Annotated in this window: 22 protein-coding genes; 9 read left to right on the top strand and 13 right to left on the bottom strand. The window is 60.5% G+C overall.

Annotation, left to right across the window (positions count from 1 at the left end; all coding sequences use genetic code 11):
* Both QZ522_RS09665 and QZ522_RS09660 read right to left on the bottom strand, forming a co-directional pair.
* The coding region (locus QZ522_RS09665) for an urease subunit gamma (protein ID WP_294610419.1) at positions 1–261 on the bottom strand (261 nt) is incomplete at its 3' end.
* Between the two features lie 3 nt (positions 262–264).
* Positions 265–1029 (bottom strand): urease accessory protein UreD, encoded by a 765-nt coding sequence (locus tag QZ522_RS09660; protein WP_294610416.1) that lies wholly within the window; start codon positions 1027–1029, stop codon positions 265–267.
* Positions 1030–1498: 469 nt separating this feature from the next.
* Here QZ522_RS09660 and urtA point away from each other — a divergent pair, with 469 nt between their 5' ends.
* From urtA to urtE, 5 genes are all read left to right on the top strand, one after another.
* Positions 1499–2776 (top strand): urea ABC transporter substrate-binding protein, encoded by a 1278-nt coding sequence (gene urtA, locus QZ522_RS09655; RefSeq protein WP_294610413.1) that lies wholly within the window; start codon positions 1499–1501, stop codon positions 2774–2776.
* A 63-nt stretch (positions 2777–2839) separates the two neighbouring features.
* Complete coding sequence (gene urtB, locus QZ522_RS09650; RefSeq protein ID WP_294610410.1) at positions 2840–4795, top strand: urea ABC transporter permease subunit UrtB; 1956 nt, start codon at positions 2840–2842, stop codon at positions 4793–4795.
* Positions 4796–4799: 4 nt separating this feature from the next.
* Positions 4800–5978, top strand: coding sequence for an urea ABC transporter permease subunit UrtC (urtC, locus tag QZ522_RS09645; RefSeq protein ID WP_294610407.1), 1179 nt, complete (start codon positions 4800–4802; stop codon positions 5976–5978).
* Positions 5975–6715: an urea ABC transporter ATP-binding protein UrtD gene (gene urtD, locus QZ522_RS09640; protein ID WP_294610404.1), complete on the top strand. Its 741-nt coding sequence runs from the start codon at positions 5975–5977 to the stop codon at positions 6713–6715. Before urtC ends, urtD begins: the two co-directional genes overlap by 4 nt.
* Before the next feature lie 3 nt (positions 6716–6718).
* A complete protein-coding gene (gene urtE, locus QZ522_RS09635; RefSeq protein WP_294610401.1) occupies positions 6719–7414 on the top strand; it encodes an urea ABC transporter ATP-binding subunit UrtE in 696 nt (231 codons plus the stop codon).
* Between the two features lie 11 nt (positions 7415–7425).
* Here urtE and QZ522_RS09630 read toward each other — a convergent pair whose 3' ends face one another.
* The 6 genes from QZ522_RS09630 to QZ522_RS09605 all read right to left on the bottom strand — a co-directional run bounded on the left by QZ522_RS09630 (position 7426) and on the right by QZ522_RS09605 (position 13883).
* Entirely contained in the window at positions 7426–8529 is a 1104-nt protein-coding gene (locus QZ522_RS09630; protein ID WP_294610398.1) for a mandelate racemase/muconate lactonizing enzyme family protein, read from the bottom strand.
* A gap of 16 nt (positions 8530–8545) precedes the next feature.
* Positions 8546–9370, bottom strand: a complete 825-nt coding sequence (locus QZ522_RS09625) for an ABC transporter permease (protein ID WP_294610395.1) — start codon at positions 9368–9370, stop codon at positions 8546–8548.
* Positions 9370–10254 carry an ABC transporter permease gene (locus QZ522_RS09620; RefSeq protein ID WP_294610392.1) on the bottom strand — a complete coding sequence of 295 codons (885 nt, stop codon included), beginning with the start codon at positions 10252–10254 and terminating at the stop codon, positions 9370–9372. Before QZ522_RS09620 ends, QZ522_RS09625 begins: the two co-directional genes overlap by 1 nt.
* 1 nt (position 10255) lies before the next feature.
* Positions 10256–11344 carry an ABC transporter ATP-binding protein gene (locus tag QZ522_RS09615; protein WP_294610389.1) on the bottom strand — a complete coding sequence of 363 codons (1089 nt, stop codon included), beginning with the start codon at positions 11342–11344 and terminating at the stop codon, positions 10256–10258.
* Between the two features lie 71 nt (positions 11345–11415).
* The gene (locus QZ522_RS09610) at positions 11416–12456 is read right to left on the bottom strand and encodes an ABC transporter substrate-binding protein (RefSeq protein ID WP_294610386.1); all 1041 of its coding nucleotides are present in this window, start codon (positions 12454–12456) and stop codon (positions 11416–11418) included.
* Between the two features lie 104 nt (positions 12457–12560).
* Positions 12561–13883 carry an FAD-binding oxidoreductase gene (locus QZ522_RS09605; RefSeq protein ID WP_294610383.1) on the bottom strand — a complete coding sequence of 441 codons (1323 nt, stop codon included), beginning with the start codon at positions 13881–13883 and terminating at the stop codon, positions 12561–12563.
* 127 nt (positions 13884–14010) lie between these two features.
* Here QZ522_RS09605 and QZ522_RS09600 point away from each other — a divergent pair, with 127 nt between their 5' ends.
* Genes QZ522_RS09600 through QZ522_RS09590 form a run of 3 tightly spaced genes read left to right on the top strand, consistent with a single transcriptional unit; the run spans position 14011 to position 15910 of the window.
* Positions 14011–14907: a LysR substrate-binding domain-containing protein gene (locus QZ522_RS09600; protein WP_294610380.1), complete on the top strand. Its 897-nt coding sequence runs from the start codon at positions 14011–14013 to the stop codon at positions 14905–14907.
* Positions 14908–14937: 30 nt separating this feature from the next.
* Positions 14938–15522 carry a dimethylsulfonioproprionate lyase family protein gene (locus QZ522_RS09595; RefSeq protein WP_294610377.1) on the top strand — a complete coding sequence of 195 codons (585 nt, stop codon included), beginning with the start codon at positions 14938–14940 and terminating at the stop codon, positions 15520–15522.
* Between the two features lie 28 nt (positions 15523–15550).
* Positions 15551–15910: a cupin domain-containing protein gene (locus QZ522_RS09590; protein WP_294610374.1), complete on the top strand. Its 360-nt coding sequence runs from the start codon at positions 15551–15553 to the stop codon at positions 15908–15910.
* Positions 15911–15920: 10 nt separating this feature from the next.
* Here the strand turns inward: QZ522_RS09590 and QZ522_RS09585 are convergent, their stop codons facing one another.
* A complete protein-coding gene (locus tag QZ522_RS09585; protein WP_294610371.1) occupies positions 15921–16760 on the bottom strand; it encodes a DMT family transporter in 840 nt (279 codons plus the stop codon).
* Positions 16761–16903: 143 nt separating this feature from the next.
* Between QZ522_RS09585 and QZ522_RS09580 the strand changes: the two genes are divergently transcribed.
* On the top strand, positions 16904–17344 hold the full coding sequence (locus QZ522_RS09580; protein WP_294610368.1) for a group II truncated hemoglobin: 441 nt from the start codon (positions 16904–16906) through the stop codon (positions 17342–17344).
* Positions 17345–17438: 94 nt separating this feature from the next.
* On the opposite strand, the gene glnT is transcribed toward QZ522_RS09580, so the two are convergent.
* The 4 genes from glnT to QZ522_RS09560 form a co-directional block, all read right to left on the bottom strand.
* Entirely contained in the window at positions 17439–18770 is a 1332-nt protein-coding gene (gene glnT / locus QZ522_RS09575) for a type III glutamate--ammonia ligase (RefSeq protein ID WP_294610365.1), read from the bottom strand.
* A gap of 73 nt (positions 18771–18843) precedes the next feature.
* Positions 18844–20184, bottom strand: a complete 1341-nt coding sequence (locus QZ522_RS09570; protein ID WP_294610363.1) for an FMN-binding glutamate synthase family protein — start codon at positions 20182–20184, stop codon at positions 18844–18846.
* A gap of 10 nt (positions 20185–20194) precedes the next feature.
* Entirely contained in the window at positions 20195–20878 is a 684-nt protein-coding gene (locus QZ522_RS09565; protein ID WP_294610360.1) for a GXGXG domain-containing protein, read from the bottom strand.
* A gap of 1 nt (position 20879) precedes the next feature.
* Positions 20880–21568, bottom strand: a 689-nt coding sequence (locus QZ522_RS09560; protein WP_294610357.1) for a glutamine amidotransferase family protein, incomplete at its 5' end; no start/stop codon positions are given.

The raw sequence follows: 21568 nt of genomic DNA, 5'->3' as shown, positions 1-21568 counted from the left end.
AGGAAAGGTCGCCTCGACCTGAACCTCGTGGATCATCTCGGCGATGCCTTCCATGCATTGATCGCGGGTGATGACGTGGCCACCGGCCTGCATCATGTCGGCAACAGACCGGCCATCGCGCGCGCCCTCGACCACCGCATCGGTAATCAGGGCAATCGCCTCGGGATGGTTAAGCTTGACGCCTCGCGATAGGCGTTTGCGTGCCACCTCGGCGGCCATTGCAATCAGCAGTTTGTCTTTTTCACGCGGGGTAAGTTGCATGTGTCAAAGTCTCCATGACGTTGGCAAACCGTCCTGGCTCAGGCGGTCCAGAACCGGAACGAGGGTGGTGCGCATTTCAAAGCTGTCGCGCGCCAAAAGGCGCAGGACCAGAACATCGTCGGCAATCATGCTGACCCCGGCGGTGGCAGGCAGCATCGCGCGCAGCGGGCCAAGGTGGGTCCCGGCATCGGGGGCGACAAGGACAAGGCTCGCCATTGCCCCGGCCCCACCCGCGATGGCGGGGCGGGCGAGATGGGTGGTGGCATCACCGGCCAGCGTCATGCCATCCAGATAGAGAGGGACGCCGCCCCGTGTGATTTCAATGCGATCCTGAAAGTTTATGTCGCGCAGATCCTCACGCATGGCCGCGCGCCCAAAGACCAGCGGCTCGACCATCAAAAGCCGCGCGCCGACCGCAAGATCAATAGAGAGGCGGCGGCGCAGCGCCGAGCGCTCGAACAGGATCATTTCCTGCGGCAGCCAGTACAGCCGCGCATCGGCCTCGACGGTGAGGGTCGTGGCGACGCGCCCCACCTCGCTGGCCTGCGCACGATAGGCGCGCTCTGCCGCCTGTGTCGTGAGGGTCAGGCTTGTGCCTTCGCCCACAAGCGCCGCGATGTCATAGCGGTCGCCGCCGGTGATGCCGCCGGCGGTATTCACGATAATGGCCTCGACGCCGACACCGTATGTCCGTGGCAAGACCAGCTTGAGCGACCCCGATTGCCGCAGGTCCGCAAGCCGCGTCACACCTGCCTTATCGGCGCGCACCGCGATCGAGGCCGCGCCAATCGCACGCGGCTGAAGCAGGGCAGAGGGGCCCGCAGGAAATGAAACTGAATGGTGAATGATCGCCCCCGCAACAGCATTGTGTTCGCACCCGAGTCACCACATCCCCGCGCGATACGGCAATAAATGCGCGCCAAAACCGGCAAAGGATGACGCCCGTGATGAAAATATAATCAGCAACGCCCGTATGCGCCCATGATTTAGGCATTTGGCCGGAATGGATTGCCTGAAACACCTTGGCGATTTTCCAAACCGCCGCGATCGCACAACGATGTGCCATCCCCTCAGGCCGACTCGGCCATTTTGAAGATTGGGGGTGTGTGACGACCAGTCGAATTGGACCTCGCGCCGGCCGCCACACGGATCGCAACACTTGGTTGCGGGGAAACGGTACGGCGCAGGCCCGTCAGAGGCAAGGCGCAACCCGCTTTCCCTGCCTGGAGAACGCAATATGAAAACGAAGACGCTTGCCCTTGCCGCCGCCCTGTCAATGGGGGCCGCGCTGCCAGCGATGGCGCAGGATTGCACGATCAAAGTGGGTGTTCTGCACTCGCTCTCGGGCACAATGGCCATTTCCGAAACCACCCTGAAAGACACCATGCTGATGCTCGTAGAGCAGCAGAACGAAAAAGGTGGCGTGATAGGTTGTAAGCTTGAGGCGGTGGTCGTCGATCCGGCCTCGGATTGGCCGCTGTTCGCGGAAAAGGCGCGCGAGCTTTTGACCGTGCATGATGTCGACGTGATCTTTGGAAACTGGACCAGCGTCAGCCGCAAATCGGTTCTGCCGGTGATCGAGGAACTGAACGGCCTGCTGTTCTACCCGGTGCAATATGAGGGCGAGGAAAGCTCGAAGAACGTATTCTATACCGGCGCCGCGCCGAACCAACAGGCGATTCCGGCGACCGACTATTTTCTCGAAGAGCTTGGCATCGAGAAATTCGCACTGCTTGGCACCGATTATGTTTATCCCCGCACCACCAACAATATTCTTGAATCCTATCTGCAATCCAAAGGCATCGCCGCCGAGGATATCTTTGTGAACTACACGCCCTTCGGTCATGCCGACTGGTCCAAGATCGTGGCGGATGTGGTTGCCCTTGGCGCCGATGGCAAACGGGTCGGCGTGATCAGCACGATCAACGGTGACGCCAACATCGGCTTTTACAAGGAACTCGCCGCCGCAGGTGTCAGCGCCGATGATATCCCGGTGGTGGCATTTTCCGTTGGCGAAGAGGAACTTTCGGGGCTTGATACAAGCAACCTCGTCGGTCACCTCGCGGCCTGGAACTATTTCCAGTCTGCCGATACGCCCGCCAATGCAGAATGGATAGCCGCATGGAAGGCCCGCATGGGCGAAGAGCGCGTGACCAACGACCCGATGGAAGCACATTACATCGGCTTCAACATGTGGGTGAACGCCGTCACTGCCGCCAAGAGCGCCGATGTCGATGCCGTGCGCGCCGCCATGTATGGCCAGGAATTTCCCAACCTGACCGGTGGAACCGCCGTGATGCTGCCCAACCATCACCTGTCCAAGCCGGTGCTGATCGGCGAGATCACTGCCGACGGCCAGTTCGACATCATCAGCCAGACCACCGAAGTGCCCGGCGATGCCTGGACCGATTACCTACCGGCGTCGGCGGTTCTCAAGTCTGATTGGAAAGACCTCGGCTGCGGGATGTACAACACCGAAACCGCAAGCTGCGTGCAGCTTTTGTCAAACTACTGATCGTCTGATCACCGAGGGGGCGCGGCTGTGCCCCCTCTTTCCCTTACGCCCCGGAATTCCAATATGAAGACCATGCTTCTCACGGTGCTGAGCGCGCTGTTTCTGTGCCATGGCGGCACCGCACAGGCCCAGACGGTACAGGACATTCTGCAAAGCCAACGCGCGCTGATCGAGCAAAGCTCGCGTCGTACCATCGGTCCGGCTATTGACGCGATTGCCGATAGCGGGCTTGCCCAGATGCAGAGCGTGCTTGAGGCATGGCAGGCCAAGGACATGTGGCAACGGCTTGAGGATGGCTTTTTCTTTGCCGCCCACAAGACCGCTGACGGTTCTTATGAGCTGACGGATTTCGAAAGCGGTGCCGTCATTGGCACCTATCCCAAGGATGCCCTCGCACAGATCAAACCCAATAGCGGCATTCGCGCAATGATTGCCACCGCCCTGGTCAGGTTCCAGCTTTCTGATCCCGATATGGCCCGACGCGGCGAGGCGCTTGATTCCATCGCCCGCAACCCTGAAGCAGGCCTGCTTGGGCCGCTGCGTGCGGCAATTCCCTCTGAGAAAGACCCGACGCTATTGGCGCGCAAACTGCGACTGGAGCGGTTGATGACCATGTCCTATGACACCGACACCGCTGCGCGGGTTGCGGCAATCACGGCAATGGCGGGCGATCTTGGGGTGGATTTTCGCGCCACACTGAACCCGATCCTGACCACGCGGATCGTGGTCGCCGATGCGGGCGTGACGCCCGAGGGCAATATCGCCGCCACGCTTGTGCCCGGTGAGGCCGCGCTTTCGCGTGATGCCGCCTATGCGCTTTTGGTCGAGGCAGATAAGGCGCAACCCGTTCTAACGCCGGATGCGCGTGACGCGGGCCTGGAAGCGCATATCGAAAGCGGGCGCATCGCGGGCACGCCAATCGCAAAACTTGACACCGAGACCGCGCGCGACGCCGCTTACGGCGCGCTCGCCGCCAAGGGTCTTGTGCCCCTCCTTGTCCACCCCCCCGATATCGACGCAAGCCTTGCCAATCATCAGTTCTTTTCGATCTACCATGAGCCCTCGCAACAGGTGACCGAGGCCGCCGAAGCCGCCCTTGCCAAATCGCAATCGCGCGTTGTGGCCAGTCAGGCAATCGACCTCGGGCTTGATGCGCTGTCGCTCGCCTCGATCTATTTTTTGGCCGCCATCGGCCTCGCCATCACCTTTGGGGTGATGGGCGTGATCAACATGGCCCATGGCGAATTCATCATGATGGGGGCCTATACCGGCTATGTGGTGCAACAATTCGTGCCCAACCACACCGCCTCGATCCTCGTGGCCGTGCCGCTGGCCTTTGCGGTCACCTTTGCCGCCGGGGTCGCGCTTGAGCGGCTGGTGATCCGCTGGCTGTATCACCGCCCGCTTGAAACCCTTCTGGCCACCTTCGGTGTCTCTATCGCGCTACAGCAGTTGGCAAAGAACATCTTTGGCACGCAGGCCCGACCGCTGACCGCGCCATCCTGGCTTGACGGGGCATGGGTGATCAATGACGTGGTCTCCATCAGCTATATCCGCATCGCAATCTTCGTGCTCGCGCTTATGTTCATGGGGCTGTTCGTGTTCATCATGAAGCGCACGCGGCTTGGCCTTGAAACCCGCGCCGTCACCCAGAACCCGCGCATGGCGGCGGGCATGGGGATCAACCCGGACCGGGTGAACATGCTGACATTCGGGCTTGGCTCGGGGATCGCGGGCATTGCCGGCGTGGCGATCGGGCTTTTTGCCAAGGTCACCTCGGAGATGGGCGGCGATTACATCGTACAAAGCTTTATGACCGTTGTGGTCGGTGGGGTCGGCAATATCTGGGGTACGCTGGCGGGGGCCCTGATGATCGGCGGCTTTCAGAAGGGGGTTGAATGGCTGAACCCGTCGAACACCCTTGCCGCGCAGACCTATATGATCGTTTTCATCATCATCTTCATTCAATTCCGGCCGCGCGGCATCATCGCGCTCAGGGGCCGGGCGGCGGGGGATTAGCGCCATGAACCGTTCCTTCATTGCCCGCAACCCATCGGTCCTTGTGTTTCTGGCGCTGCTGGCGCTCTTCACTCTCGTGGTCAGCGTCCTGTCAGAGGGCTTTGGCATCGGCCTTGTCTCGACCAGCTTTGTAAAAACCCTTGGCAAAACGCTTTGCCTTTGCCTGATCGCGGTGGCGATGGATCTGATCTGGGGCTATGCGGGCATCCTGTCGCTTGGCCATTTCGCCTTCTTCGGGCTTGGCGGCTATATGATCGGCATGTGGCTCATGTATGAGCGCACCCGCCAGATCGTGGTCTCATCGCTCTCCGAAGGGGTGCTGCCACCAACCCCCGAAGAGATCGAGACCGGCATCGCAGGCCAGATTTTCGGCGTTGTCGGAAGCGCCGATTTCCCGCTGATCTGGGCCTTTGCCGACAGCCTTGTGATCCAGCTTGCATTGGTCGTGCTCGTGCCAGGGATCCTGGCGCTTGTCTTTGGCTGGCTTGCCTTCCGAAGCCGCGTGACCGGGGTTTACCTGTCAATCCTGACACAGGCGATGACGCTTGGCCTGTCGCTTTACCTGTTTCAGAACGCCAGCGGCCTGCGTGGCAATAACGGGCTTTCCGGCCTTCAAAACCTGCCCGGCGTGAGCGCGCCGCAATCGGTCGTCTCGATGTGGTTCTTCTGGGCCTCGGCCCTTGCGCTTGCGCTTGGCTATCTGCTTGTGGCCTGGGTGGTATCGGGCAAGTTCGGCTCGGTCATTCGCGGCATCCGCGACAACGAGGCGCGGGTGCGGTTCCTTGGCTATTCGGTCGAAAGCTACAAGCTGGCGGTCTTTACCCTGACGGCCTGTCTTTCCGGCATCGCGGGCGCGCTTTATTACCCGCAGGCGGGCATCATCAACCCCGCAGAAGTGGCCCCGATCGCGTCGATCTACCTAGCGGTCTGGGTTGCCATCGGCGGGCGCGGGCGACTTTACGGCGCGGTGATCGGCGCGGCCTTTGTCAGCCTCGTTTCAAGCTGGTTCACCGGCGGGCAGGCGCCCGATATCAATCTCGGCTTTTACACCATCCAATGGGTCGACTGGTGGCTTATCCTGCTGGGGTTGAGCTTTGTGCTGGTGACCCTGTTCGCGCCCTCGGGCATGGGTGGCCTTGTCGATCTTCTGATGCGGGGCAAGAAGCGCGGAGGCAACACATGAGCACCCTTCTCGAAGTCTCCGGCGTCTCGGTCAGTTTTGACGGCTTTCGCGCCATCAACAACCTGACCTTTCAGATCGGCAATGCCGAATTACGCGCCGTGATCGGGCCGAATGGCGCGGGCAAGACCACCTTCATGGATATCGTTACCGGCAAGACCAGACCCGACAGCGGGCACATAAGCTGGGGCGAAAAGAACCTCTCGCTGATCGGGATGTCAGAGGCCAGGATCGCGCAGGCGGGCATTGGCCGGAAGTTTCAGAAACCCACCGTGTTCGAGGATCAGACCGTGCAGGAAAACCTGCTCATGGCGCTGCGCAAGGATCGCGGGCCACTGGCGGTGCTGTTCTTTCGCCCAAGCGCCGCCGACCTTGAAAGGGTCGCGGAACTTGCCGGGGAAATCGGTTTGACGGACTCGCTGTTGAGGGTGTCGGGTGAGCTTAGTCATGGACAGAAACAATGGCTCGAGATCGGCATGCTTCTGGCACAGGAGCCGCGCCTGTTGCTCGTCGATGAGCCCGCCGCCGGCATGACCCCGGCAGAGCGTGAAAAAACCACGGCGATCCTTGTCGAGGCGGCCAAAACCCGCGCGGTAGTGGTGGTCGAGCATGACATGGAATTCGTGCGCCGCCTGAACTGCAAGGTCACGGTATTGCACGAGGGCGCGGTTCTGGCCGAAGGCTCGCTGGATCATGTCACCAAAAATCAAGAGGTCATTGATGTCTATCTGGGGCGCTGAAGCATGCTGACTGTTGAAAACCTGACCCTGCATTACGGCAAATCGCAAATCCTCAACGGGGTGTCGATGGCGGCGCAGGCGGGGGCGGTGACCTGTGTGATGGGCACCAATGGCGTTGGCAAGACAAGCCTGTTGCGCGCGGTTGCCGGGGCGCATCCGCGCTCGGGCGGCGAGGTATCCCTTGACGGTGCGCAGCTAGGTCGTCTGCCCGCCCATCAGCTCGCGCGGATGGGGGTTGGCTATGTGCCGCAAGGGCGGGATATATTTCCGCTGATGAGCGTGCTGGAAAACCTCAGGACCGGGTTTTCCTGCCTGCCCAAGTCAGAGCATCACGTGCCTGACGAAATCTATGACCTGTTTCCCGTCCTCAAGGACATGCGACAGCGGCGCGGTGGTGATCTTTCGGGCGGGCAGCAACAGCAACTGGCGATTGCCCGCGCCCTGATCACGCGCCCCAAACTGTTGCTTCTGGACGAACCGACCGAGGGAATTCAGCCCAATATCATCCAGCATATCGGCGATGTGATCCGCCTGTTACGCGAGCGCGGCGACATGGCGATCGTCCTTGTGGAACAATATTTCGACTTCGCCTTTGATCTGGCGGATCAGTTCGTTGTCCTCAAACGCGGCGCGGTGGTGGCCAATGCCCCCAAAGAGGCGATGGACCGCGATACGTTGATGGGCCTTGTCTCGGTCTGAGGCGGCGCGCGTCAGGACAGGTCGCTGACCTGATAGGTCGATTTTGCCAGCCACTCGGGATTGATTTCGACGCCCCAGCCGGGGGCATCGGTGACACGGGCGTGACCATCCTCGATTGTGTAGGGGGACTCTGCGAAAAGACCGTCCTGCCACGGGTAGTAATCGGCGCCCTCGATCGAGAATTCAAGGTATTTGCCCGCATTCGGAATGGCGCGCAACAGGTGCATCGTGAAAAGGGTGACCAGCGACCAGTTCGCACAATGCGGCGTAACCGGCAAACCGGCGGCGCGGGCCATTTCCACGACCCGAAGCGTGCGGCTGATGCCCCCGAGATAGAGGATATCGGGCTGGACGATATCGACCGCGCGCATGTCGATCATCCGCTTCCACGTGGGCAGGTCGCAATCCTGTTCGCCACCCGTCACGTCGATGTCGAGCGCGTCGGCGACCTGCTTCGTCTGCTCAAGCTCCCAATAGGGACAGGGTTCTTCATAGTGACAGAACCCGTGATCCTGAAGGATATGGCCGACCTCGATCGCGCGCTCGGGCGAGTAACAGCTATTGGCGTCAATCAGCAGGTCGACGTTATCGCCAAGCTCGCGACGCATGGTCGGGATGATCTCTTCGGTGCGACCGGGCCATTCGTCGACATTGCGGCCAACCTCGGCGCCCGCGCGCACCTTGAAGGCATCAAAGCCCTGAGTGTCGCGCAGATGCTTGAGGCGCGTCGCCTCGTCCGCCGGGGTGATGTCGCGCTTCATCGAGCTGGCATAGGCGCGGATAAGACCGGGCGTGCCGCCCAGAAGCTCGGCCACCGGTTTGCCCACCTGCTTGCCGCGCAGATCCCAGATCGCGGTATCAACCCCCGCCATCGCCCGGCGCAGGTAAGAGCCGGGAAACTTGTGCTCGCGCTCGGTGACGATATCGAGAAGGTCATCAAGATCGGTGGTATCCTGCCCCAGCATCCACGGTGCGACCTGACGGTGCAGCACCTGGCAGGTGATGTCGGAATGATAGGTCGAAACCTGCCCCCATCCCTGCGCGCCATCCTCGGCAGTAACCCGGACAAAGCCGACCGCCTGATTGGTGAAGGTCTCGATAGATTTCAGTTTCATGCCAGGTCCTTCACTGTCACTTGCCGCCAGAGCCACGGCCAAAGATCTGCGCCAGTATCATCATCAAAGTGGTCACCCCGATCATGATGGTCGAAATCGCCGCAATCGTCGGGTCGATCTGATCGCGCAGGGCGTTGAACATGTTGCGTGTCAGGGTCGGATTGTCGCCGCCAGAGATGAACATCGCAATCACCACCTCGTCAAACGAGGTCAGAAATGCCAGCAAGGCGGCGGTGACCACTGCAAAGCGGATCTGCGGGAGGGTAATCGTCACAAAAGCCTTCCAGCGCGCCGCACCAAGGCTGCGCGCGGCAAGTTCCTGGTTCATGTCATAACTCTTGAGCGCCGACCCGGTGACGATCAGGACCAGCGGCAACGCAAGAATGCTATGGGCCAGCACAAGCCCGGTCAGCGAATAGAGCAGGTTAAGCTTGACGAAGACATAGAATGCGCCAATCGCCACCAGAACCACCGGCACCATCATCGGCGTGATCAAAAGCATGAAGGCGAGGCGCACCCAGGCGACCCGCGATGTGTGCAACCCATAGGCGGCTATCACACCCACAGGCGTAGCCACCAGCATCGTGAGGAACGCCGCCTTGAGCGAGGTAAAGGTGGCATTCATCCATTCGGGCGAGTTGAAATAGCTTTTGTACCACCGAAGCGACCATGTCTCGGGCGGGAACTCCAAATACTGGGAATCCGAGAACGACATCGGAATGACGATCAATGTCGGCGTCACCAGCAACAGCATCACGACGGTGGCAAAGACGTATAGCCAAAGCCGCTGACCATGGGTGATCTGCGTCTCGGAGGCGGGGCGTTTGAGCCAGTTCAGCATCAGTGCCCCCCTCCGGTCATCGCCGCCAGATTGACAAAGCGCGAGGCGACCCAGAGGATCACCATGGTGATCACCAGCAACACGACGCCAAGCGCACTTGCCGCGCCCCAGTTCACGAACAATTCGATGTTGGACACGATCTTCATCGACACCATGATCACCTTGCCGCCGCCAAGCACCGCCGGGGTGACGAAAAATCCAAGGCAAAGCACAAAGACCATCAGCGAACCGGCAAACAGCCCCGGCGTCGAAAGCGGAAAGAACACCGTCCAGAACGCGCGGTGCGGGCTTGCCCCAAGGTTCGAGGCGGCCTTGAGGTAATCCTTATCAATCGCCTTCATCGCGTTATAGACCGGCAGGATCAGGAACGGCAGCATGATATGAACCATCCCGATCAGGGTGCCGGTCATATTGTGGACGATCTTGACCGGCTCGTCCCAGAGACCAAGCGAGATCGCCCAATCGTTCACAAGCCCTTTCTTTTGCAGCAACACAAGCCAGGCATAGGTGCGCACCAAAAGCGAGGTCCAGAACGGCAGCAGAACCGTGATCATCAACAGGTTGGCAAGGCGGTTTGGAAGCTGTGACAGGAAATAGGCCAGCGGATAGCCGATCATGATGCAAAGCCCAGTGGTCAAAAGGCTGACCTGAAAGGTGGTCACGAAAATCCGCGCATAGGATTTTCGCTTGATCATCCGCTCGTAATTCTCAAGCGAAAACTGCCCGTCCGCACCGACGAAGGACACGTAAAACAGCCAGCCGACCGGAATGACCAGAACCACCAGAACCATCAGCAGGGCAGGCGAGCTCAGCCCGAACAGCCTGAGCCGTTCAAGGCGTCCATCACGGCGCAGGCCTTCGCGGTTGCTATCCAGCGCAACCATCTCAGGTCTGTCCGCCGTCGATCAAAACAGTGTCTGCGGGATCAAGCGCAAGGGTCACCGGATCGCCGACCTTCGGAAGGTTCGATACCGTACCGCCCCGTATGGCGCCGCGCAGGCTGATCTCTGTGCCATCGGCAAGGGTTGCATACATCAGGTAACTGTCACCCTGATAGACCACCTCGGACGCGGTGCCCTGAAACAGGTTGCTGCCCTCCGTGGCCCCCTGCGGCACAAGCCGCAAGCGTTCAGGGCGCACCATCAGGACAAGCGTCGCGGTATCGGGAAGGGCGCCCGTGTATTCAAGTGCGGTATCGCCATAGACCACCTGATCACCCGACCGCGTGACCGGGATGAACGTTGAATCGCCGATGAAATCCGCAACAAAGCGGTTCGCCGGAAGATCATAAAGCTGTTGCGGGGTGGCAAGCTGCATGATCTTGCCGTGATTGACCACCGCGATCCGGTCCGACATGGTCAGCGCCTCGCGCTGATCGTGTGTCACGTAGACCGTGGTCATGCCAAGCTTTTCGTGCAGATGGCGCAATTCGATCTGCATCCGGTCGCGCAGTTTTTTGTCGAGCGCCGAAAGCGGCTCGTCCATCAACAGAATACGCGGTTCGAACACGATAGAGCGCGCCAGGGCGACACGCTGCTTTTGCCCACCCGACAGCTGATCAATCCGCCGCTCGCCATATCCGCCAAGCTGCACCGTTTCCAACGCACGCTCGATCCGGGCGGCGGCCTCGGGTTTCGGCACACGGCGCAGGCGCAGCGGATAGCCGACATTGCCCGCCACGGTCATATGCGGAAACAGGGCATAGTTCTGAAATACCATGCCAACATCACGCAGATGCGGCGCGGTGCGGATCACCTCGGCCTCACCGAATTTAAGGCTGCCGGTGTCGGGGCGGGTGAACCCGGCCAGCACCATCAGAAGAGTGGTCTTGCCAGAGCCCGACGGCCCAAGCAGGGTCAGAAATTCACCGCTTTTCACATCCAGAGAGACATTATCAAGCGCATGCACCGCGCCATAAGTCTTGGTTACATTGCGAACGGTGATCGGCAGGGCGCTGATCGTATCTTGCGTCAAATCTTTGTCCTTCAATTCCGCGCTGCGGGCCCATCTGCGACCCGCAGCATATCGGTCCGGCAAACCGGGGCCTACTCGGTCAGCATTTCCTGATACATCTCGTCGGCGATGGTTTCCCACTTGGCATACCACTCAAGCGAGACCGGCAATTGCATCGCTGCGTTCTCAGGCGACGACGGCAGACCGGCGGCGACCTCGGCACTGATTTCACCGGTGCTATAAGCGGCCTTGTTGGTCGGGCCATAGGTGATGTATTTCGGCAGGTCGTCCTGATACTCGGCCTTGGAAATCTCGGCGAGGAATTCCATTGCCGTATCCTTATTCGGCGCGCCCTTGGGAATGGCAAAACAGTCGTAATCCAGCAGCGCCTGATTAAAGCTGTACTTCACCTTGCCGCCATCCTTGGCCGCGTTGTCAAAGCGACCGTTCCAGCCGGTGGTCATATCGACCTCGCCGTCCTTCATAAGCTGCGCGTGCTGCGCGCCAGAGGACCAGAACACGTCAATGTTCGGCTTCAGTTCGCGGATCTTGTCAATCGCACGTTCGATACCCTCTTCGGAATCAAGCACCGAATAGACATCCTCGGGCGCAACCCCGTCGGCCATCAGCGCCGGTTCAAGCGCACCGGCCACCTTGTTGCGATAGGCGCGTTTGCCGGGGAACTTGGTGGTGTCGAAGAAATCCGCCCAGCTTTGCGGGCCCGCATCGCCATAGGTTGCAGTGTTCCAGGCATAAACCGTCGAGAACACATCGCCACCGACGCAATATTCGGATTTCAGCGTGGGATAAAAGCTTGAGACGTCAATCACCGAATAATCCAGCGGCTCAAGCAAACCTTCCGCGCCGGCACGGGCCGCAGAGCCCGAGCCGCTTGCGACGATATCAAGCGAAACCGCCCCGGTAGAGACCTGAAGGCGCACGTCGGACATGCCGCCATAGGTTTCCTGTTTCACCTCGATGCCGGTATTTGCGGCCGCCGGTTCAAACAGGGCCTTGCTCTGCGCTTCCTGATAAGAGCCACCCCAAGACGCGATGGTCACCGTCTTGTCCTGGGCCAATGCGACGGTCCCAAGCAGGGATGCCGCCAATGTAAGACCTAATGTTCTGTTCATGTCTATCCTCCGTGTTGCCAGTGTTGCGCTTCCTCTTTGGAAAGCCTGTGCCGCCTGTTTTATGTCCGGACGGGTCGGCGCCTTGTCCATCCGGTTGTCTCGATCTATTGCACGACCTCCGCGCGCTCGCGCTGCTTGCGGTCGGTCCGGCGATACCATGCCACCACCGCAGGCAGGAACCACGGGTTGCCGGTGTAAAACGGCCGTGTCGGATTGTTCAGCCCGTCAAACGCGGTCTTGCCCTCGGCCAGCCCAAGCACCTTCTGGCCCAGGCGTCGGCCCAGATATCCCGCCATCGACACCCCTGACCCGCAATAGCCCATGGCGTAATGCACCCCGTCATGCACACCGGTATGGGCCAGCTCGTCAAAGGTATAGGCAACCCGGCCCATCCATGAATGGGTGACCTTATAGGGTTCAAGCTGTGGAAAGATCCGACACATATCGGCAAAGAGTTTCGGCCCGCTGACGGTGGTATCGGTCTCATTCGCCGAGACCCGCCCGCCGAATAGCACGCGTTGACGATCCGGGGAGGCACGGTAATAATAAACCACCTTGCAGGTATCGCTTGCGATGCGGTCGGTCGGGAACAGTTCGTCCATCACATCCTTGGGCAGGGGCTCGGTGGCGATCACATAGCTGCCGATCGGAATGACCCGCCGTTGCATCCACGGCGTAAGCCCGGTGGTATAGCCATTGGTCGCCACGATCACATCGCGCGCGCGCACTTCGCCCTTGGCGGTGACAAGGACAAATCCCCCGGCCTCGCGCCGGAGCGCCGTGACCGCGCAATTGCCCACCACATGCACACCCGCCGCCATTGCCAATGACAAAAGGCCACGGTGATATTTCGCCGGGTTGATCGAAGCATGGCGCACAAAGACAACCCCGCCATGATAAACATCAGAGCCAAGTTCGCCACGCTGCTCGGCGCGCGGGACCGGATGGGCCTCGATGCCCTCTTGTTTGCGCAGCCTCTCGGCGTCGCGGGCAATCTCGTCATAATGCTGCGGCGTATGGGCGGCGTGATAGCGCCCGTTACGGCGAAAATCACAATCTATACCCTCGGCGGTGACAAACTCTTCGATCCACTCAAGCGCGGTTTCGCCTTCCTTGCGGATCGCCCTTGCACGCTCGGGGCCATATTTTGCGCTGAGCTTTTCAAGCGAGGGCTTGATGCTTGTGCTGATCTGTCCGCCATTGCGCGTGCTGCACCCCCAGCCGGGATCCTCTGCGTCAAGCACCATGGTGGACCGCCCTGCGCGCGCCGTTTCAATCGCCGCATGCATGCCGGTATAGCCAGAGCCGATAATCGCCACATCCACGAATTTCAACGGCGTGCCGGGCAGGGTGGGGGGCAACGGTACGCCGTCCAGCCAATAAGAGCTGTCCTTGCAATCCGGCATCATATTTGTGTGCCCCGTCATGTCGTGTGTCCCCAACCCTCAGGATCCGTTGCGCTTGCTGATTGACGATAGGAATAGGATTTGATTTAATCAATTTAATATTCGTTATCTAAGTATTCGATTTCTTTATGCAAAATGGATCGACCGCATGACGTTGAAGATGCGCCATCTTGAGGTTTTCAATGCGCTGCTCGACGCTGGCTCTGTGTCGCGCGCGGCGGAGCGGCTGAACCTGACGCAACCTGCCGTCAGCATCGCCCTGAGCAATTTCGAGGCCGAACTCGGCTTTCGCCTGTTTCATCGCGAACGCGGCTTTTTCGCCCCCACCAAAGAAGCCATGCTGCTGCACGACAAGGTCGCCCAGGGCCTTCGGGCGATATCGCAGATCGAGAAACTGGCGCAGGACATCCATTCGGGTCAGACCGGCGCCGTCAGCATTGCCACGAACGGGGTGCTGGCGGTCAACTTTCTCCCCAAGCTTCTGGCGCCGTTCCAGCGCGACCACCCCAATATCCGGGTCGAAATCAAAGTGCATTCCTCGCGCCAGATCGCATCCTGGGTGGCGAGCCACCACATCGACATCGGCCTGATTGATCCGCCGGTGCCCGTCGCCGGCCTTGATGCCGAGATTTTCGATTTTGAATGCGTCTGTACCATGCACAAGGATGATCCGCTGGCGGCGCTTGACACGATACACCCGCAATCGCTTGTCGGGCGATCAGTGATCAGCATCATCACCGGCGATCACATGATCGACCGTCAGCTCGACGCCCTGCTGGCCGAAACCGACACCGTCGTCGCGCGCAACACAAGCGCCTATTACTTTGCCATAGCCCGCAATCTGGTGGCAGAGGGTAACGGCGTTGCCATCCTTGACCCGATCAATGGCAAGATCGACCTGCATGACGGTGTCGTCTGGCGGCCCTTCACGCCGCGCATCGACAACAGTCTGGCCGTGATCACCGCCAAGGGCCAGCCGCTTGGACAGGCCGCCGATGAAATCCTGAGCCGTATCCGCGCCGGACTCCGGAAATTCATCAATTGACCGCCACGCATCCATAAAGGGCCTCTTCCCGTGTCAGCACCACACCGCCTCAATGCCTTTCTGCACGCCGCAGGCGACAGGTTTGCCGCCCATGACAGCGACATCGCCCGCCAGATCAGCGGCGCCCTGAAGATCACGCAATCCGCGCCACCCGCCTTGCCCGGTGCCACACTTCCGGCCTGTTCGGTCCTGCCCGACCTTCTGTCGGCATCACAGGATGACCTGGCCGCGCTTCTGATCGCCTGCGCGGGTGATCTGCACTGGCGCTGTGCGGGGTTCGGCAAGCTGGCACCAGGGACCGAACAAAAACTTGCGGTAACCGAAATTATCGGCCCTAACGCCATGTTCCCCCATTCCCGCCTGAGGTTCGGATTGTTGATCCAGCGCGAGGGGTTTCATTATCCCCGCCACCGTCACGCCGCCGAAGAGCTTTACCTTATCCTCGGCGGCACGGCGCATTGGGCGGCGGGGGATCAACCGCATGCCCCCCGCGCGCCGGGCGGCTTTGTCCATCACACGTCGCTACAGCCTCACAGCATGATCACCCGCACCGAACCGATGCTCGCCATGTGGGGCTGGGCGGGCGATATAGAGGGGGCGTCATATTCGCTCTGAAACCCTGACACACAAAGGATGCACCAGCATGATAAGCCTTGAGACCTTCAAAGACCTCGCCGCCCTTCCGGTGGAAAACTTTGCTCCGAAGCCGACCACCCTGACCGAAGGCCAGCTTGAGGCCTCGGCACCGCTCTGGACCTCGAAGGACAGGCTGACCAAGATCGGCGTCTGGGAATGCACCCCCGGCGATTTCACCGCCGATCGCAGTACGGTCGCCGAATTCTGTCACATCATCTCGGGCCGCGCGACGGTCAGAAACCATGACGGCAGCGGCGCGCGCGATATCGGGCCGGGTGATCTTCTGGTCCTGCCCGCTGGCTGGAAAGGCGAGTGGACCATTCACAGCCATATCCGCAAGCTCTTTGTGCTTCAGGCCAACGCCTGAAGGCCGGGGCCTAGGACCCGAGAAGACCGATCCCGCCAAAGACCACCACAACCGCAATCCATTGCGGGCGGGTCATCGGTTCATTCAGGAAAATCCGGGCAAGGATGACCGTCAGCATCCCGAACAAGGACGAGGCAACAGCCGCGAATTCGGGGTTCGGCAAAGATCCCGCCATCGTGACCAGCGCAAGCGCCGAGGCATCCAGAAACCCGAGCACGGCCAGGGTGCCCCAGATCCTGGCCGACATCGTCCAGGGGCGGCGCCCGACGATCAGCATCACCCCGATAAGAACGGTCGCCGTCACGTGCGCCACGAAGATAACCGGAAGGTCCGCCCCAAGGCGGACCGCCGCCTGAGAGGTGGCAAAGGTGGCCGCGAAACACGCCCCTGTCAGGATTGAAAACACGATGGCGCGGATTTTGCGGTCGCTGCCCCCTGACGCGTCCGACAGGGTTGCCACCAGGGCCACACCCCCGACAATGCCCAGGACCGCACCCCATTGCAGGCCCGAAATCGCTGTGCCATTCACCGCAGCCCAACCCACCGACAATACCGGATAAGCCCCGATGATCGGCGCCACGAGTTTGACCGGCCCGATGGAGAAGGCGAGATAGAGGCACAGGCTTGCGACAGCAAACGCCGCGCCCGCGCCCACCGCGATCCCATAGGCGGGCAGGGTCATCGCGGCCCAACCCGTTCCAAGCGCGGCAACGGGCGCAAGCAGGACAGTGCCAAGCAACAGCACAGTGAACAGCATCGGCACAATCGCCAGCTTCTGTGTCATCTGGCGCACGAAAAGATCGTGAAAAGCCCAGGCACCGGCAGCATAAAGTCCCAATATCAATGACATTTCCCTGCCTTCCGCAATCAGGTGCGCGCCGTTGCGGCACATTTCGATTATTCTTTCAGGTAAATAAAGTTTACGCAACGAGGATGCGCCGCTATTCTCGCAAGTGGACGCGCGCACCGTTGTGAACATATCGGGGTCCGTAGATGACAAAGCGAATGATTGACGCCATCGGCGGCGAGGACATGCTGTCCAAGCTGGTGAATGACTTTTATGATCTGATCGAAACGATCCCCGAAGGGCGCAATATCCGGCGGTTGCACCTGCGCGGGCATGGTCTGGATCATGTGCGCGGCGCACAGTTCGATTTCCTGTCCGGATTTCTTGGCGGGCGTCGCTATTTCGAGGAAAAGCACGGGCACATGAACGTCAAGCTCATGCATGCCCATGTGCCGATCTCAGAGCAAGACGCCGAAAACTGGCTGATCTGCATGGATAAGGCGCTTGCGATGAACGGGTTGCACGGGTCCGAGATCGACAAGTTGCGCCAGACCTTCCGGCGGGTCGCCTTGTTGCTGGTCAATGATCTTGAGGATTGGGGAGTATCGCCGTCGCAAACGCTCAGAGCGGGCGGCGGCACCGCCTGAAAACACGCGCCATTACGGCCCCCGGCCCAACCACACACAAACGGCCCCGGCGGATTTGCGCGGGGCCGTCGTGCGTTCGCTGGCCACCCGGCCGTCAGATATCAAGCGTGTTGCTACGCTCCCATTCGCTGAAATGGGTGCAGAACTCGTTCCATTCCTGATGCTTCATCTTCAGATAGGCGGCTGAAAACTCGGCGCCCATCGTGGCCTTTAGTTCGGCATCTTCATCATAGGCGCGCAAGGCGTCCAGCATGTTGAGCGGAAGCTTGGGCGCGCCCGTCACCTTGTGACCTTCGGCATACATGTCGATATCCCAGCGTTTGCCCGGATCGGCCTTTGACCTGATCCCGCTAAGCCCGGCCGCAATGATGATCGCCTGCAACAGATAGGGGTTCACCGCCCCGTCCGGCAGGCGCAGCTCGAACCGGCCGGGGCCGGGGACGCGCACCATATGGGTGCGGTTGTTGCCGGTCCAGGTCACGGTGTTGGGTGCCCAGGTGGCCCCCGAAATCGTGCGCGGCGCGTTGATCCGCTTATAGCTGTTGACGGTCGGGTTGGTGATCGCCGCAAGGGCACTGGCATGTTTCATTATGCCGCCCAGGAAATGCTTGCCCTGTTCGGACAGGCCCAACTCGCCGGTTGGCGTGTCATCCTTGGCCCCGGCAAATACGTTGGTTTTCGCCATGGCGCCGGGGGCATCCCAGACCGAAATATGCGCATGACAGCCGTTCCCTGTCAGACCCTCGACAGGCTTTGGCATGAAGGTCGCCCGATAGCCGTGTTTTTCGGCAACGGATTTGGTCATGAACTTGAAAAACGAATGCTTGTCGGCGGTGACAAGCGCATCGTCGAAATCCCAGTTCATCTCGAATTGACCGTTGGCGTCTTCGTGGTCGTTCTGATAGGGATTCCAGCCCATTTCGAGCATGTAATCACAGATTTCGCGCACCACGTCATAGCGCCGCATCACCGCCTGCTGATCGTAACAGGGTTTGGCCGCCGTATCGAAGGGGTCGGACAATTCCCGCCCGTCCGGGGTCAGCAAGAAGAACTCGGCCTCGATGCCGGTCTTGACGTGAAGCCCCTCTTGCGCCGCCTCGGCGATCAGACGGCGCAGCACGTTGCGCGGCGCCTGTTCGACATCCTGACCTTCCATGATGCAATCGGCGGCAACCCAAGCGACTTCGCGGTTCCACGGCAACTGGATCACCGACGAGGGGTCGGGCACGGCAAGCATGTCCGGATGCGCCGGCGTCAGGTCAAGATAGGTGGCAAAACCGGCAAATCCGGCGCCATCCTCCTGCATGCCCGCAATGGCCTGCGCCGGCACGAGTTTCGCCCGCTGACCGCCAAAAAGGTCGGTGAATGAAATCATGAAATATTTGATGTCGTTTTTCTTGGCGAAGGCAGCCAGATCGGTTGTCATGTCCGTCTTTCCTTGTCCCTGTTGTTGGTTTTGTGAAATCTGCGCCCGCTGCGGGCGGGCGCAGTGTGTTGTCTTAGAACCCGCCCTTGCCGGGATACCAGTTGGTGCCCGCAAGTGGAACCTGTGCCATTGCGGCGGCCTCCATCGTGAGGGCGACAAGATCCTCTGGCTCGAGGTTGTGAAGGTGGTTCTTGCCACAGGCACGCGCGATGGTCTGCGCCTCAAGCGTCATCACCTTGAGATAGTTTTTCAACCGCCGCCCCCCTTCAATGGGATCGAAGCGCGCCATAAGCTCGGGGTCCTGCGTAGTGATGCCAGCCGGATCAAGACCTTCGTGCCAGTCGTCATAGGCGCCCGAGGTGGTGCCAAGCTTGTTGTATTCGCTTTCCCATTTGGGATCGTTGTCGCCAAGCGCGATAAGGGCTGCGGTGCCGATGGCAACCGCGTCCGCGCCAAGCGCCAGGGCCTTGGCCACATCGGCACCCGAGCGGATACCGCCCGAAATCACAAGCTGGACCTCGCGGTGCATGCCCATGTCCTGAAGTGCCTGAACGGCGGGGCGGATACAGGCCAGCGTGGGCTGGCCGACATGTTCGATGAACACGTCCTGCGTCGCCGCCGTGCCGCCCTGCATGCCGTCAAGAACGATCACATCGGCGCCCGCCTTGACCGCAAGCGTGGTGTCGAAATAGGGCCGCGCACCGGCGATCTTGACATAGATCGGCACCTGCCAGCCGGTGATTTCGCGCAACTCCAGGATCTTGATTTCAAGATCGTCCGGCCCGGTCCAGTCGGGATGACGACAGGCAGAGCGCTGGTCGATGCCCTTGGGCAGGTTGCGCATCTCGGCCACGCGGTCGCTGATCTTCTGGCCAAGCAGCATGCCGCCGCCACCGGGCTTGGCGCCCTGGCCAACGACGATTTCAATGGCATCCGCCTTGCGCAGATCATCCGGGTTCATGCCATAGCGCGACGGCAGGTATTGATAGACAAGCTTGGAGGAATGCCCGCGCTCTTCCGGGGTCATGCCGCCGTCGCCCGTGGTGGTCGAGGTACCAGCCGCATTCGCGCCCCGGCCAAGCGCCTCTTTGGCAGGGCCGGACAGCGCGCCGAAGCTCATCCCGGCAATGGTGATCGGAATATCAAGCTCGATCGGCTTTTTGGCAAAGCGGGTGCCAAGCGTGACCTTGGTATCGCATTTCTCGCGATACCCTTCCAGCGGATAGCGAGAGATTGACGCGCCCATGAACAGCAGGTCGTCGAAATGCGGCACCTTGCGTTTTGCGCCGCCCCCGCGGATGTCATAGATGCCGGTGGCCGCCGCGCGGCGGATATCGCTGTTCACGTCCTGCGAAAAGGTCGCCGACTGGCGCGGTGTGGTTTGCGGAATGCCTTTTGATGTGTGTTTGTTCATTGACATATCCTCAGTAGGCCGACGCGTTATCGACGTCGAAATTATACAAGTTACGTGCAGAGCCGTAGCGCGTGAATTCTTCGGGCTTGGCATCGGCACCGGCGCGGGCAAGAAGATCTTTCAGGATCTCGATATGCTCTGGCCGCATCTCTTTTTTCTCACAGTCGGCGCCAAGGCTTTTGACCTTGCCGCGCACGAAAAGATGCGCCTCGTAACAGCTATCGCCAAGCGCGTCGCCAGCATCGCCAAGCACCACGAGGTTGCCCGATTGCGCCATGAAGGCGGACATATGGCCGATGTTGCCATGCACAACGATGTCGATGCCCTTCATTGAAATGCCACAGCGCGATGACGCATTGCCCTTGATCACCAAAAGCCCGCCATGTCCGGTCGCCCCGGCATATTGGCTGGCGTCGCCTTCGACGACGATGGTGCCGGACATCATGTTTTCGCCGACACCCGGCCCGGCCGATCCATGCACGTTGATGGTGGCCTGCTTATTCATGCCGCCACAGTAATAGCCGGTCGATCCCTTGACCGTCACTTCGATCGGCGCATCAAGACCGACAGCAATCGCGTGGCTGCCCTTGGCGTTGACAATTTCCCAGGCGGTCTGATTGGTATTCGCGGCCTGTGCGTGCAATGTTTCGTTCAGCGCACGCAATCCCTGCGCCTCAAGGTCAAATGTCTGCATCTTAATGACTCCAGAAATAGACGGTTGCGGGTTCGGGCTCCCAGACGCGGGCGTCCTCGATACCCGGAAGGTTCACAAGGGCACGGTATTCACTGCCAAAGGCCACGTATTGATCGGTTTCGGCCATGACCGCAGGCTTGCAGGCAATCGGGTCGCGGACAACGCCAAAGCCGTCCTTGGTACCGACAACGAAGGTGAAAAAGCCGTCAAGATCGTCAAGCGAGCTTTCAAGCGCCTCACCGAGGGTGCTGCCGGTCTGCATTTTCCAGCTCAGGTAGGCGGCGCCAACCTCGGTGTCGTTTTCGGTCTCGATGTTCATGCCCTCGCGGCGCAGCTTGCGGCGCAGGCTGTTGTGGTTGGACAGCGAACCGTTGTGCACCAGGCATTGATCCGGCCCGGTCGAAAACGGATGCGCGCCCATTGTCGTCACGGCCGATTCCGTCGCCATGCGGGTGTGGCCGATGCCGTGGCTGCCTGACATCTGCCCAATCTCAAAGCGCGCTGCCACATCTTTGGGCAATCCGACCTCCTTGTAAATCTCGAGCGCGCTGCCCCGGCTCATGATCCGAAGCGTGGGGCTGACTGTGGCAATCGCCGCGCGCGCTTTTTCGATCAGACCATCCGGCATGCTGAGAACGGCATGGGTGCTGGAAACCGTGAGCGAGACCGGGGCGCCGATGGCCTCACTCA

Origin of the sequence: uncultured Roseovarius sp., assembly GCF_913054395.1 — a bacterium.
GTDB lineage: Bacteria > Pseudomonadota > Alphaproteobacteria > Rhodobacterales > Rhodobacteraceae > Roseovarius.
This window is presented reverse-complemented; position numbering and strand designations above follow the sequence as displayed.

Bases quoted from the DNA above. Each gene is read 5' to 3' on its own strand.
- urtA (WP_294610413.1), top strand. From the start codon at position 1,499: ATGAAAACGAAGACGCTTGCCCTTGCCGCCGCCCTGTCAATGGGGGCC.
- urtB (WP_294610410.1), top strand. From the start codon at position 2,840: ATGAAGACCATGCTTCTCACGGTGCTGAGCGCGCTGTTTCTGTGCCAT.
- urtC (WP_294610407.1), top strand. From the start codon at position 4,800: ATGAACCGTTCCTTCATTGCCCGCAACCCATCGGTCCTTGTGTTTCTG.
- urtD (WP_294610404.1), top strand. From the start codon at position 5,975: ATGAGCACCCTTCTCGAAGTCTCCGGCGTCTCGGTCAGTTTTGACGGC.
- urtE (WP_294610401.1), top strand. From the start codon at position 6,719: ATGCTGACTGTTGAAAACCTGACCCTGCATTACGGCAAATCGCAAATC.
- QZ522_RS09630 (WP_294610398.1), bottom strand. From the start codon at position 8,529: ATGAAACTGAAATCTATCGAGACCTTCACCAATCAGGCGGTCGGCTTT.
- QZ522_RS09625 (WP_294610395.1), bottom strand. From the start codon at position 9,370: ATGCTGAACTGGCTCAAACGCCCCGCCTCCGAGACGCAGATCACCCAT.
- QZ522_RS09620 (WP_294610392.1), bottom strand. From the start codon at position 10,254: ATGGTTGCGCTGGATAGCAACCGCGAAGGCCTGCGCCGTGATGGACGC.
- QZ522_RS09610 (WP_294610386.1), bottom strand. From the start codon at position 12,456: ATGAACAGAACATTAGGTCTTACATTGGCGGCATCCCTGCTTGGGACC.
- QZ522_RS09605 (WP_294610383.1), bottom strand. From the start codon at position 13,883: ATGACGGGGCACACAAATATGATGCCGGATTGCAAGGACAGCTCTTAT.
- QZ522_RS09600 (WP_294610380.1), top strand. From the start codon at position 14,011: ATGACGTTGAAGATGCGCCATCTTGAGGTTTTCAATGCGCTGCTCGAC.
- QZ522_RS09590 (WP_294610374.1), top strand. From the start codon at position 15,551: ATGATAAGCCTTGAGACCTTCAAAGACCTCGCCGCCCTTCCGGTGGAA.
- QZ522_RS09585 (WP_294610371.1), bottom strand. From the start codon at position 16,760: ATGTCATTGATATTGGGACTTTATGCTGCCGGTGCCTGGGCTTTTCAC.
- QZ522_RS09580 (WP_294610368.1), top strand. From the start codon at position 16,904: ATGACAAAGCGAATGATTGACGCCATCGGCGGCGAGGACATGCTGTCC.
- glnT (WP_294610365.1), bottom strand. From the start codon at position 18,770: ATGACAACCGATCTGGCTGCCTTCGCCAAGAAAAACGACATCAAATAT.
- QZ522_RS09570 (WP_294610363.1), bottom strand. From the start codon at position 20,184: ATGAACAAACACACATCAAAAGGCATTCCGCAAACCACACCGCGCCAG.
- QZ522_RS09565 (WP_294610360.1), bottom strand. From the start codon at position 20,878: ATGCAGACATTTGACCTTGAGGCGCAGGGATTGCGTGCGCTGAACGAA.